Below are 12,521 nucleotides of genomic sequence, written 5' to 3' on the forward strand. Positions count from 1 at the left end.
TAATGGAGGTATGGAAAATGGCAAAGAATTTAGAAAGCGTTTACATTTCAGATGACCACAGAAACAGTAAAACTCTTTCAAAAGATGATGCTCAAAAAACATCAACAAATTACACAGCTATTGCACAAAGTCCAGAATTCAAAGAATTAAAAAGAAAAAAGAACAGATTCATATTACCAATGTCATTATTCTTTTTTGTATGTTATATCACCCTACCAATTTTGACTTCCTACACAACAATTTTAAACGTTAATGCTTTTGGAGACGTTTCTTGGGTATGGGTTTATTCGATTGCACTATTCATTATGACTTGGACGTTATGTATGATCTATGTTAGAAAGGCAAACACGTTCGATCAAGAAGCAAATGACATTTTAGAGAAGGAAAAGGCTGGTGGATATAAATGAGTCTAATTGGTTTATCATTCTTTGTAGGTATTGTGGCATTAACTTTATACGTCACGTATATCGCTTCTAAACGTACTAATTCAGCTAGTGAGTTTTACACTGCTGGTGGTGGTTTGTCTGGATGGCAAAACGGAATCGCAATTGCTGGAGATTATTTATCAGCCGCATCCTTCCTTGGAATTGCTGGTGCCATTGCACTTTTCGGATTTGATGGTTTCTTCTATAGTATTGGTTATTTAGTAGCTTATTTAGTTGTTTTATATATTGTTGCCGAGCCTTTACGTAACTTGGGTCGATATACGCTCGCAGATATGATTACTGCCCGTTTTAATCAAAAGAAAATCCGTGGGGCTGCAGCAATTAGTACTTTAACAATTGTTTTATTTTATATGATCGCTCAACTTGTTGGGGCTGGCGCACTTATTCAATTATTATTAGGTATTGATTATTGGATTGCTGTTCTAATCGTTGGAGTTATGATGACTGTCTATGTTTTATGGGGAGGAATGGCAGCTACCAGTTGGGTTCAAATTATCAAAGCTGTTCTATTAATGGTTGGTACTGTCATTATTTCTTTCTTAGTTTTATGGCATTTCAATTTCAATATATTTGGTATGTTTACAGAAATGAAAGGCGCAACATCTCACGGAGAAGCATACTTACATCCTGGGGTAAAATATACAAATGGTTTAGACACGATATCTATGATGATTGCATTAGTGTTAGGTACTGCAGGATTGCCTCATATATTAATGCGTTTCTTTACAGTAAAAGATGCGAAGACTGCTCGTAGCTCAGTTATATACGCTACTTGGATCGTAGGAATCTTTTACATTTTAACGATTTTCCTAGGTTTTGGTGCAGCAGCTTTAGTAGGTTCTGAAAAAATAATGGGAGCAAATGCAGCTGGAAATATGGCCGCCCCGCTTCTAGCACAAGCCTTAGGTGGCGACATTTTAATGTCTTTTGTCTCTGCGGTAGCATTTGCAACTATTTTAGCAGTAGTTGCAGGACTAGTATTATCAGGCGCTTCTGCTTTTGCCCATGATTTATATGGACAAATCTTCAAAAAAGGTAAAGTAACAGAAAAAGAACAAATGAAAGCAGCACGTTTAGCTTCAGTTAGTGTTTCTGTAATTTCCATTATATTAGCATTAGGTGCACAAAACATGAATGTAGCTTTCCTAGTTTCACTTGCTTTCTGTATTGCAGCAAGTGCAAATTTACCTGTAATTATTTATACAATCTATTGGAAAAATTTCAATACGACAGGTGCATTGACAGCAATTGTTACTGGACTTGTCGTTGCCCTTATCTTAGTAGCATTAAGCCCTAACTTATGGGCAGCGGATGGTTCTATGACTTTTACAGGTGAAGCATTATTTCCATTAACAAATCCTGCGATTATATCTGTTCCAGCCGGTTTTATCGGCGGTTGGGTTGGTTCTCTAGTCGGTGCTCGTGCTGATCAAAAGAAATATGCAGAAGTTGATGTTAAAGCAAACATTGGTTTAAAATAATTACTGAATAGTTTTATGTAATTAAGAATGAAAGTGGCGTTAAACTTGTTCCCTATAATCTAAAACATAAAATAAAAAGAAGCAAAGAGCAATTCGGCTCTTTGCTTCTTTTATTGTTATTGAAAAAGATTTATAGTCGTGATAATGATTGGCATTGCAAAAACGTCAATTAGGAATGCACCTACAATCGGTACAACCAAATATGCTTTTTTAGAAGGACCAAACCTTTCCGTTACAGCTGCCATATTTGCCATTGCATTTGGTGTTGCACCAAGTCCATGTCCAGTAAAACCAGCAACCATTACAGCTGCATCGTAATTTTTTCCCAATAAGCGAAACAATACGAATATACCAAAAAGGACGATGAAAACAACTTGTACAAAAACAATAGCTAAAATAGGTAAAGCTAAATCAGCTACCTCCCATAGTTTGATGCTCATCAAAGCCATCGAAAGAAAAATACCTAATGTAATATCTCCTACTAAACCTATACTTTGCATATCTACTATTTTAGGATTTACTTTGTCTACTATATTTCTGACTATTACTGCCACAAACATTGCACCCACATATCCTGGAAGTACAAATCCAGTTGCCGAAGAGAACAAGCTACCTAAATAAGTTCCTAATGCCATACAAAAAGTGATGAGGAATAATTGTGTAAAAAACGTATTCGTTTGTATTGGCTTGTTACTTTCCAATGGGTTTACTTCCTCAACTTCCTCAAGTTCTGTAGATTTCAAACCATACTTAGAAACGAGGAACTTCACCACAGGTCCTCCTACCAGCCCTCCAGCAACTAGCCCAAATGTTGCTGCAGCTACCCCGATAGATAACGCTGAGTTTATACCGAGATCTTCCACAGTTTGGCCAAACGCTGTAGCCGCTCCATGACCACCTTCCATTGAAACTGCTCCTGCCATCATACCGATAAGCGGATGAATATCAAATAAATAGGCCATCGAAACTCCAATTGTATTTTGGGCAAGGGCTAAAAAACCACATGCCAGCCAATAAATAACGAGTAATTTCCCTCCTAATTTTACTAGCTTAAAGCTTGCACCTAGCCCAACTGTTGTGAAAAATGTGAGCATAAATATTCCTTGTAATGATGTATCCAAAGTAATTTCTAATAACCCTAGAGCTTTCGCTATGGTTGCAACTAAAGCAAAAAGTAATCCTCCTACTACCGGAGCAGGTATACAAAACTTATTTAAGAAACCAATATTTTTTACTAAAAACGTACCTAGCACTAATAGAGCTATGGCAAGAAAGATAGTAGTAACTTGATCTAATGCTAGTGTCATTTAATATCCCTCCTAAGAAAACTTGTGATTGCTTCATTTACTAAATACGCACCTAGTTTTACAGTACGGTTATGTTCGTCTAAAAGAGGATTCACCTCTGAAATATCAAAGGATAATGTTTTTTTATGTGCTGTTACATTCCTTATAATAGATCGCACAATACTTGGATCTAAACCAAATGGTGATGGAGCACTTACACCTGGGGCAAAAGCAGCGTTCAGAACGTCTGCGCACAAAGTAAGAATGATATAATCATTTTCTTCTATAAAATCGTTTAGTGTTTCATTTACTTTGTCTATTTGACTTACATTCATACTTTCCTCAAGGATATACTGAACGTTCAATTCATCCGCTCGGTCAAAAAGCTCCTGCGTATTCCCAAAACGCTGAATGCCAACAACACAATAACTACTGTTTGAATCTTGATCCAATATTTGCTTAAACATAGTACCAGAAGAGGGTTGCTCATCATATGATCTTAAATCAAAGTGAGCATCGATATTTATAATTCCTAGCTTTGCTTGTGAGCCAATATAGTTACGTGCACCGAGATAATGTCCGTAAGCGGTTTCATGTCCGCCACCTAAAATAATTGGAGTCATTTGTTTGTTTAAAACTTTTGTAATTGTTTCTCCAAGTTGACATTGAGCATCTTCTAAGTTTTCTTCAATACACGTAACTGACCCGATATCCGCAAGTTGCTTGTGTGAGGGAAATAACCACGGTAAGTTTGCTAGTTCAGATCGAAGAGCGTCTGGAGCTTTTGCTGCACCAACTTTACCTTTATTTCGTCTAACCCCTTCCTCACTTTCAAATCCGATAATGACACAAGTTTCTTTGTTAGGTTTATAATCATCCATCTGAGGTAACTCTATGATTTGGTGATATCGAAAGCTAGATCTATTTTCACGATGATCGGTCCGACCAGACCAAATACCGTCCTTCACTTTATTTAACATGCTGCACGTCCCTTCTTAATTCTTTCTATTTATATTTTCTAAATTATATAAGAACTCATTTATTATTTCTAATATATAATTGTTATAAATCTATAGCTTTAAACTATATATGTACGGAGGAAATCCAAATGGACTTAAAACAACTCTCTTATTTTGTAACAATAGTAGATCAAATGAGCTTTTCCAAAGCTGCTCAAATACTTCATATTTCACAACCTTCTCTAAGTAATGCAATTAAAAGCTTAGAAGGTGAATTAGGATTTCAAATACTTGAACGGAGTACTAGGAATATAGGAATAACTGAAGCGGGACATATTTTATATAAAAGGGCCGTGCATCTTTTATCCGAGATGGAAATTGCAAAAAAAGAAATGGGAGAAGTCAAACTTATCGGGAGTGGAGAACTTCAAATAGGAATGATAGAATCCGCAAAACATTGGATACCAAAAGTGATTCGGCCATATATAAAAGAGTTTCCAGATATTCGAATTAAATTAACGGAAGTATTAAGTGGAGCTGATGTAAAAAGCTCCTTACGAAACTATGAAACACACCTTATTATTACCAATCAATTTATCGAGGAAGACGATATTACAACCATTCCTTTATATCACGAAAAGCTTGTTTTATTACTTCATACTAACCACCCACTTGCAAAGCTTGAATATATAGAGCTAAAAGACTTGGTAGGAGAACCATTTATAATAAGTAGCGAGGGGTTTCAAACTAGGCATGATGTTTTAAATTTCTTTAAAACTGAAAATATTATACCTACCATAAAATATGAGATTGAACGTTTTGAAACTGCATTAATTTTAGTTCGTGAAAACTTAGGCATTACACTAATACCTGAAAACTATTTGCAAGGACCTTATGATTACTCAATAGTTAAAAGAACCATTGATTCTATAGAAATAGATCGGACCGTTTATTTGACCTATTTAAAAAATCGTTATGTATCCCCTGCTATACATGATTTTATTAACCGAACTAACTCTTATTTTAATTAGATTTATGAGTCTTAAATGTTATTACTTCCACTTAAACTGCTTCAGTGTGTAAAATTGCACCACTTTAAGGAAGTATCCAAGATATGCGCATTACACGCCGCAAGAGTGCGACGAATGGACTCGCGCTGACTGCACGTCCTTGTGTTTGGCATGCAAGGAGCAAATACAAAATAAAAAGCCGGTCCCAAAAAGGAACCGGTTTTTATAATGGAAATTTAATTAGCTTGGACTTCTTTTAGCTTTTCTAACTTTCTTTCTGAAGCTAATTTTAATGACATTAATGTTACTCCTCCTATTGCAAGCAGCCCTGCAATAATAAACATACCTGAAGTAAACGCTACAGCTCCTAGAATCATCGGACCAACAAATCCTCCTAAAGCTGCAAATGAATTAACTAAAGCAATTCCAACAGGTGCGGTAGATTCTGTAAAGAAGAAAGTTAAGTATGCAAAGAAACAACCAGTAAATCCATATAGCCCAGCAGAAGTTATGGCTAACATAAGGACCATCATAAATACACTATTGGAAAATCCGCAACCTATAAATCCTATGATCGAAATAAGGAAACATACAAGTAAATGTGATTTATGTGCATTCGTTCTATCAGCACTCCAACCAACAAATAGAATAGCAGGTATACCGACAACAGCAGGAATCATAGCCAACCAACCTATTTCTAAGTTAGTAGTCGCTGTTGCAGATAGAGATTTAATAATAGTTGGCATCCAGAAAGACAATCCATATATTCCTGTATATGCTGCGAAATAAAGTAACGACAGCTTCCAAACTTTTGAGTCTTTTAACATTTCTCGTTTTGAAACTTTGTTTACCATTAAGCTTTGTTGTCTTTCAGACTCTAGTTCTCCTTCTAACCAATCCTTTTCTTCTTGAGACAACCATTTAGCATTTGCTGGTCTGTTTGTTAAATAGAATATAACAATGAATCCTAGAATAACTGCTGGAATACCTTCTAAAATAAACATCCATCTCCATCCAGACATAGATAGCCAAGAGATATTATCTAGAATCCATGTCGATACAGGTGCTCCAATGAGTCCCCCAACTGGTAAAGCGAGTAATAATACGGCCGTTGCTTTTCCTCTTTCACGGGCTCTAAACCAATAAGTTAAATACAATATAATACCTGGGAAGAACCCAGCTTCAGCAACACCTAATAAAAAACGAAGAATGTACAAATGAGTTGTTGTTTGTGCAAAACCAGTTAAGACAACTATAATACCCCATGAAAACATAATACGTGCAATCCAAACCTTTGCGCCAATTTTGTGCATAATCATATTACTTGGAACTTCAAAGAAGAAATAACCAATAAAGAAAATACCTGAAAGAAGTCCGAAAACTTCCGCTGTTAATGCTAATTCCGCGTTCATTTGCAACGCTGCATAACCTAAATTCACTCGGTCTAAGTAAGCTACAATATACAAAACTAATATAAATGGTAAAATGCGAAGCATTGTTTTATTTATCGTTCTTTTTTCAAGTGCATTAACTGTTTGAGTCATTTTTTTCTCCCCTTTGTGTGATCTTTTACTACATTCTCAATCCCCGTCGCAGCTTTTTAGTTCACGTTTTCCAAAATCATCGCAATACCTTGTCCCCCACCAATGCAAAGCGAAGCTAGCCCATAACGGACATTTCTTTTCTTCATTTCAATTGCTAATGAATAAGTAATTCTCGTACCACTAGCACCTACAGGATGTCCAAGCGCAACTGCGCCACCATTCACGTTTACTTTTGATGTATCCAAGCCTAGTTCTTTAATCACCGCTAATGATTGTGCAGCAAATGCCTCATTTAATTCAAACAATCCTATATCATCCAAAGTTAAACCAGCTTTTTCTAATGCTTTTTTGCTTGCTGGAACAGGACCAATACCCATAATTTTTGGATCAACACCTGCCACTCCCCAAGAAACAATCTTTGCTAATGGTTTTAAGTTATGCTCTTTTACATATTGCTCTGAAGCAAGTAATACAGCTGCAGCTCCATCATTAATTCCACTTGCATTCCCAGGAGTTACCGTGCCATCCTTCTTAAATGCTGGCTTTAACTTCGCCAATCCATCTATTGTTGCACCTTCTCGAATATGCTCATCGGTATCAAATGTTACTTCTCCTTTTTTACCTTTTATCGTAATCGGCACTATTTCTTCCGCGAAGCGGCCACTATCTCTCGCTTGTATTGCTCTCTCCTGGGATTGAACTGCAAAAGCATCTTGTTCTTCACGGGAAATATCATATTGTACTGCTAAGTTTTCAGCTGTCATCCCCATCCCGCAACCAACATATTTATCTGTTAAAGTATCCCAAAGCATATCTTCTACTAACGGCGCTTTGTTAGGCGAGCCGAATCGGGTTCCCCTTAATACATGCGGAGCTAAGCTCATGCTTTCAGTTCCTCCAGCAACTATTACATTTGCATCCCCGACCGCAATTGCCTGTGCTCCTGAGACAATGGCTTGTAAGCTCGATCCACAAAGTCTATTTAGTGTTAGTGCACTAGAGGATTCTTTCATTCCGCTTTTTAGTCCAATATGTCTTGCTAGGTAAGCAGAGCTACCACTTGTTTGGATAATATTTCCGAAGATGATTTCATCTATATCAGAAGCTGGTATTCCACTTCTTTTAATAGCTTCTCCTGTAGCTGCTACACCTAAATCGATATCACTCACATCTTTTAGTGAACCTCCAAAAGTTCCAAAAGCTGTTCTTGCACCATCAATAATATAAGTTGTCATTTAATATCCCCCTTTGTCTTTACATTCCACCTGAAACACTTAAATGTTCACCTGTAATTCCACTTGCCTCATTTGCTGCAAGATACGCCACACCTGAAGCAACCTCTTCAGGGGAGATAAAGCGTTTCATCGCTTGTCTTGGATACATAATAGTCTCTAATGCTTCTTGTTCTGTTTTTCCAACACTTTTTAAATCGTTTAACTGTCTTTCAAGTAAAGGAGTAAGTACTGGACCTGGTAATATGGAGTTAGCGGTAATATTAAATGGTGCACCTTCTAATGCTGTCACACTTGTTACGCCTATCACACCATGTTTTGCTGCAACATATGCTACTTTTTCAGGACTCGCCAACCTTCCATGAATAGAGGATATATTGACAATCCTTCCAAATTGATTTTTCTTCATGTAAGGAAAAACATGTTTCGTCATTAAAAATACTCCGGTTAACATAACGTTGATAAGTAGATTCCACTTATCTAACGGAAACTCCTCAATTGCTGATCTATACTGTAGTCCAGCATTATTTATTAGAACATCGACGGAGCCTTTTTCCTCTACAATTGCTTGTATAACAGCTTGAACGTTTTCTTCATTTGTTACATCTAGTGCTATCCCTTTCGTGTTTTCTCCTAATTCTTTCGCTACTTTTTCTGCTGCTTCTTGATTTAGATCGGCAACGTATACGAAGTCATTCTGAGTAACAAATTTTTGGGCGATGGCATATCCCATTCCCCCGGCACCACCCGTCACGATAACTACTCGTTGCTTACTCATAAGTTGACCTCCTCTTTTGCCTTCAACTCGGATTGGGTGTTAAGAAGATGTTTAATCAGTTGAGAGTCCCTTTCTTTTACATATCCATCAAAACTTTTACCAGGATATTCATAAAATCCTTTACCTGCTTTAACACCAATTGCTCCTGATTCAACCCTTTCCTCAATTGCTTTAAACTCTCTAACATTCGATTCAATTTTCGATTGAAGGCCATCTAACACAGCCTTCCAAATGTCCAATCCTCCAAAGTCTAAAATCTTCAACAGACCGCTAGAGGAAAAACGGAACCCAGGTCCTTGGAAGATTGCTGTATCTAAATCTTCTTCACTTACAACCCCATCTTCAATTAAAGCCAGTGCCTCTCTTACAATAGCTACTTGGATTCTATTTGCTACAAGGCCATCGATCTCTTTTTTCACTTCAATCGTCACCTTATTGTTTGATTCTAAAAAATCTTTTACTTCATTAAACACATGATCACTTGTCTCATTTGACCTTAGAAGTTCCACAAGCGGAACAATATGGGCAGGGTTGAAGAAATGAGTCAATATTGTTCTATCCTTATGTTTCTTAACGTCAACCGTAATGTCTGAAAGTTTTAAACTTGACGTATTGGATGCTAAAATTGTATGTTCTGCGCAAATGTCATCTAATTGTTTAAAAAGCTTTTGTTTCAAAGTTAAATTTTCCGATACACTTTCTATTATTAAATCGACATCCGCTAAATCATTAATGTTCGTTGTAAAAGAAATATGAGATAACACTTCCTGATCGCTGTATCTAATGTCATATCCTTCAGCACGAAATAAATCTAAGTAAATGTGAAATTTCCCCTTTGCTGTTTCAAGCATTTCTTCAGAAATATCCGTTAGCGTTGTTTGCACCCCATTAATAGCAAATTGAAAAGCAATTCCAAACCCCATCGTTCCAGCACCAATAACTCCTAATTGATTTATCAACCGTATATCCCCCTTATTGAATATTTTGCTGACTATTAAATCTCTATTGGACTATTTAAATACTCTAATGGAATACCTACCTTTTCACTCAATTGTTCTAAAGACATATCTCCCAATAACTCTACTACTCTAGGACCTTCTAACGTGAATTTAATAACAGCATATTCACATACAAACAAATCTACTTTTCGAATCCCACTTGTTTTATACGTAAGTTCCTTCACTAATTTTGAAGTTCCATCCTTCGCAAACAATGTCGCCGCTACTATTACCTTTTTTGCACCTGTCACTAAATCCATCGCTCCCCCAACACCTAAAATGGGTTGGTTGGGTACTGCCCAGTTAGCAATTTCTCCATGGACATCAACTTGGAGAATACCAAGTACTGCAACATCCACATGACCGCCTCTAATTAATGCAAATGAATCTGCACTACTGAAAAAAGAGGCACTTTTTAAATACGTTACAGGCTCTTTTCCTGCATTAATCAAATCAATGTCCAAATTATCTTCTGTTGCAGGTGGTCCCATTCCTAATAATCCATTTTCAGTTTGTAAAAATACCTCTTTATCTTCTAAATACTCGGATACGATTGTAGGAATACCAATTCCTAAATTCACGATTTGACCATCTTCTAGCTCTTCCGCAATTCTCTTTGCAATGATATGTTTTTTATCTAGACTCAACATACTCACTCCCTACTTTGGAATATTTACTTTGGATGACATAATCTACATAAGCATGAGGGGTCACAATGTATTCAGGATCCAATTCCCCTACTTCTACAATTTCATCAACTTCTGCAATGACAATCTTGCCAGCAGTTGCCATCATCGGATTAAAGTTTCTTGCAGTGGTGTAATATACTAAGTTTCCAAGTCGATCTGCTTTTGCTGCTTTAATAATGGCAACATCGCCTTTAATAGCCTTCTCAAAAATATATCTTTCTCCATCAATTACACGTTCCTCTTTACCTTCACTTAATTCAGTTCCTACTGCCGTTTTTGTGTAGAACCCCCCGATGCCGGCCCCGCCACAACGAATTGCCTCAGCAAGTGTACCTTGTGGTAATAACTCAATATCTAATTCACCTTTAGACCAAGCAATTACTGCCTCTCTATTAATAGAAAAAAAGGAACCGATTGCTTTTTTTATCTTTCCTTGCATGAACAACTTATGAAGTCCTTGCCCCAAGTCTCCTAAATTATTACTGACAACTGTCAAATCTTTTATATCTGTTTCTAATAATTCATCGATAATCGTAAGAGGTGTTCCTGATAAACCAAATCCACCAGTTAAAATTTGATCGCCACTTTTAAATAACTTTCGAATTTCCTTTGAATCAATTATTTTGTTCAATGTTATCCCTCCACTTTATAGTTCAACTAATAGAAAGCGCTTTCTTTTTTTAGAAAACTAAAATAGAATTAAATAAGTTTTAACTGTACAAAAAATTTAATCGGATTGTTTTAGTATATAATGAGATACATAAAATTAGACTGCAGTCTAATATTAAAATATTTGTGAGTATTCTGTCAATAATAGTTGGAGGTAATTTATGATTGAACGTGTAAAAAAACAGCGTAGAGGGGAAGAAACAAAGGAAAAAATTCTAAGAGTTGCACTAAAACTTTTTGCGGAAAAAGGGTTCACCAAGGTAACAGTAGATGATATTGTGAAAAAAAGTGGAACATCTAAAGGCTCTTTTTATCAGCATTTCCGTTCAAAATCCGATATTTTTTTAGTACGTTTTACCGAAGTGGATCATTATTATGAGGAAGTTTATAAATCCTTTCCCGACGACATGGATCCGATGGAAAAGTTGTCTATTTTCTCGCAAAAGTTAATGCGCTTTCTAGACGAAGAAATGGGAAAAGACTTGATGAAAGTAATTTATAGTGCAGCATTAGAAAACAACGAGCATAAATATTTTCTAGATTCAAATCGTTCACTCTTTAAAATCATCCGCTCATTATTAGAAGAAGCTATTACAAAGGGAAAACTCCATCCTGAGCTTTCCTTAGATGATGTTTCGACAATAATCACCCAATCCTATATGGGCACAATTTATCATTGGGGTTTACAAAATACCGATCGTAGCTTAGAATCGTTTTCCATCCCAATTACTAAAGCAGTTCTTGACGGATTAACAAAGAAAAGTTAGAAAGATGAATCTCTTGATTGCCAATCATAAAGAAATGGAAAGATCCATAGAACAATACAAAAAGACCGGCTCCCATGGGAACCGGTCATTACTATTTATAATTAGTCAGCCGCCTTTGCCGTACTTACATAAGAAAGTTTTAAACCACCACTCCTCAAAGTGGGTGTTCGCAAAAACTATCCTGCATGTCCTCATTGTCTTAAGAGAATGAAGCCTGTCATTCCAGTTTTTATATAAAACTCCCTGTTACAGCATAAAGGTTAAAACTTAATATTTATACGTGCAATGCAGCTTGTATACATATAATAAACCTATTCTCAACTATTTTCAACGGTAATTGCTACCAACACATTATGCTAGCCTTCTGAGTCCCTAAGTCATTAAAACAAAAAACACCATCCGTTAAGATGGTGTTTGAAATGTACATTTAAGGAAGCCGCCTTTGCCGTACTTACATAAGAAAGTTTTAAACCACCACTCCTCAAAGTGGGTGTTCGCAAAAACTATCCTGCATGTCCTCATTGTCTAAAGAGAATGAGGCCTGTCATTCCAGTTTCTATATAAAACTCCCTGTTACAGCATAAAGGTTAAAACTTAATATCCATACGTACAACGCAGCTTGTATTTATATACTAAACCTATTTATTACTTTTTTCAACGGT

General features: G+C 36.3%; 12 protein-coding genes and 2 other RNA genes. 4 read left to right on the top strand and 10 right to left on the bottom strand.

The window, feature by feature from the left end:
• Positions 1-17: 17 nt before the first annotated feature.
• Together PGC35_RS04440 and PGC35_RS04445 are read left to right on the top strand one after the other, a co-directional pair.
• Positions 18-407, top strand: a complete 390-nt coding sequence (locus tag PGC35_RS04440) for a DUF485 domain-containing protein (RefSeq protein WP_082355274.1) — start codon at positions 18-20, stop codon at positions 405-407.
• Positions 404-1,927, top strand: coding sequence for a solute symporter family protein (locus PGC35_RS04445; protein WP_275788659.1), 1,524 nt, complete (start codon positions 404-406; stop codon positions 1,925-1,927). The genes PGC35_RS04440 and PGC35_RS04445 overlap by 4 nt, the downstream gene beginning before the upstream one ends.
• 116 nt (positions 1,928-2,043) lie before the next feature.
• Here the strand turns inward: PGC35_RS04445 and gltS are convergent, their stop codons facing one another.
• Entirely contained in the window at positions 2,044-3,234 is a 1,191-nt protein-coding gene (gltS, locus tag PGC35_RS04450) for a sodium/glutamate symporter (RefSeq protein ID WP_275788662.1), read from the bottom strand.
• Positions 3,231-4,193, bottom strand: coding sequence for a formimidoylglutamase (gene hutG / locus PGC35_RS04455; RefSeq protein ID WP_275788665.1), 963 nt, complete (start codon positions 4,191-4,193; stop codon positions 3,231-3,233). Before hutG ends, gltS begins: the two co-directional genes overlap by 4 nt.
• Before the next feature lie 128 nt (positions 4,194-4,321).
• On the opposite strand from hutG, the gene PGC35_RS04460 reads away from it, so the two are divergent.
• Positions 4,322-5,203 (top strand): LysR family transcriptional regulator, encoded by an 882-nt coding sequence (locus PGC35_RS04460; RefSeq protein ID WP_056828651.1) that lies wholly within the window; start codon positions 4,322-4,324, stop codon positions 5,201-5,203.
• Positions 5,204-5,418: 215 nt separating this feature from the next.
• Here PGC35_RS04460 and PGC35_RS04465 read toward each other — a convergent pair whose 3' ends face one another.
• The 6 genes from PGC35_RS04465 to PGC35_RS04490 are packed head-to-tail and all read right to left on the bottom strand — an operon-like array spanning position 5,419 to position 11,054.
• A complete protein-coding gene (locus tag PGC35_RS04465; RefSeq protein ID WP_275788668.1) occupies positions 5,419-6,726 on the bottom strand; it encodes an MFS transporter in 1,308 nt (435 codons plus the stop codon).
• 56 nt (positions 6,727-6,782) lie between these two features.
• Complete coding sequence (locus PGC35_RS04470) at positions 6,783-7,961, bottom strand: thiolase family protein (protein ID WP_375218331.1); 1,179 nt, start codon at positions 7,959-7,961, stop codon at positions 6,783-6,785.
• 19 nt (positions 7,962-7,980) lie between these two features.
• Complete coding sequence (locus PGC35_RS04475; RefSeq protein WP_275788671.1) at positions 7,981-8,736, bottom strand: 3-hydroxybutyrate dehydrogenase; 756 nt, start codon at positions 8,734-8,736, stop codon at positions 7,981-7,983.
• On the bottom strand, positions 8,733-9,695 hold the full coding sequence (locus tag PGC35_RS04480) for a 3-hydroxyacyl-CoA dehydrogenase family protein (RefSeq protein ID WP_375218332.1): 963 nt from the start codon (positions 9,693-9,695) through the stop codon (positions 8,733-8,735). Before PGC35_RS04480 ends, PGC35_RS04475 begins: the two co-directional genes overlap by 4 nt.
• Before the next feature lie 35 nt (positions 9,696-9,730).
• Positions 9,731-10,384 (bottom strand): 3-oxoacid CoA-transferase subunit B, encoded by a 654-nt coding sequence (locus PGC35_RS04485; RefSeq protein WP_375218333.1) that lies wholly within the window; start codon positions 10,382-10,384, stop codon positions 9,731-9,733.
• Positions 10,368-11,054, bottom strand: coding sequence for a CoA transferase subunit A (locus tag PGC35_RS04490; protein ID WP_053590814.1), 687 nt, complete (start codon positions 11,052-11,054; stop codon positions 10,368-10,370). Before PGC35_RS04490 ends, PGC35_RS04485 begins: the two co-directional genes overlap by 17 nt.
• Before the next feature lie 199 nt (positions 11,055-11,253).
• On the opposite strand from PGC35_RS04490, the gene PGC35_RS04495 reads away from it, so the two are divergent.
• Entirely contained in the window at positions 11,254-11,859 is a 606-nt protein-coding gene (locus PGC35_RS04495) for a TetR/AcrR family transcriptional regulator (RefSeq protein WP_056828663.1), read from the top strand.
• Between the two features lie 102 nt (positions 11,860-11,961).
• Here the strand turns inward: PGC35_RS04495 and ssrS (PGC35_RS04500) are convergent.
• Both ssrS (PGC35_RS04500) and ssrS (PGC35_RS04505) read right to left on the bottom strand, forming a co-directional pair.
• A non-coding RNA gene (ssrS, locus tag PGC35_RS04500) (6S RNA) lies at positions 11,962-12,156 on the bottom strand.
• 132 nt (positions 12,157-12,288) lie between these two features.
• Positions 12,289-12,483: non-coding RNA, 6S RNA (ssrS, locus tag PGC35_RS04505), on the bottom strand.
• Positions 12,484-12,521: the final 38 nt, after the last annotated feature.

The organism is Psychrobacillus sp. PGGUH221 (genome assembly GCF_042055255.1).
In the GTDB taxonomy this organism is placed as follows: Bacteria; Bacillota; Bacilli; order Bacillales_A; family Planococcaceae; genus Psychrobacillus.

What these genes read in the sequence shown, in the direction of transcription:
- hutG (WP_275788665.1), bottom strand. Translation starts at nt 4,193, where the DNA reads ATGTTAAATAAAGTGAAGGACGGTATTTGGTCTGGTCGGACCGATCAT.
- PGC35_RS04470 (WP_375218331.1), bottom strand. Translation starts at nt 7,961, where the DNA reads ATGACAACTTATATTATTGATGGTGCAAGAACAGCTTTTGGAACTTTT.
- PGC35_RS04445 (WP_275788659.1), top strand. Translation starts at nt 404, where the DNA reads ATGAGTCTAATTGGTTTATCATTCTTTGTAGGTATTGTGGCATTAACT.
- PGC35_RS04475 (WP_275788671.1), bottom strand. Translation starts at nt 8,736, where the DNA reads ATGAGTAAGCAACGAGTAGTTATCGTGACGGGTGGTGCCGGGGGAATG.
- gltS (WP_275788662.1), bottom strand. Translation starts at nt 3,234, where the DNA reads ATGACACTAGCATTAGATCAAGTTACTACTATCTTTCTTGCCATAGCT.
- PGC35_RS04465 (WP_275788668.1), bottom strand. Translation starts at nt 6,726, where the DNA reads ATGACTCAAACAGTTAATGCACTTGAAAAAAGAACGATAAATAAAACA.
- PGC35_RS04440 (WP_082355274.1), top strand. Translation starts at nt 18, where the DNA reads ATGGCAAAGAATTTAGAAAGCGTTTACATTTCAGATGACCACAGAAAC.
- PGC35_RS04485 (WP_375218333.1), bottom strand. Translation starts at nt 10,384, where the DNA reads ATGTTGAGTCTAGATAAAAAACATATCATTGCAAAGAGAATTGCGGAA.
- PGC35_RS04460 (WP_056828651.1), top strand. Translation starts at nt 4,322, where the DNA reads ATGGACTTAAAACAACTCTCTTATTTTGTAACAATAGTAGATCAAATG.
- PGC35_RS04495 (WP_056828663.1), top strand. Translation starts at nt 11,254, where the DNA reads ATGATTGAACGTGTAAAAAAACAGCGTAGAGGGGAAGAAACAAAGGAA.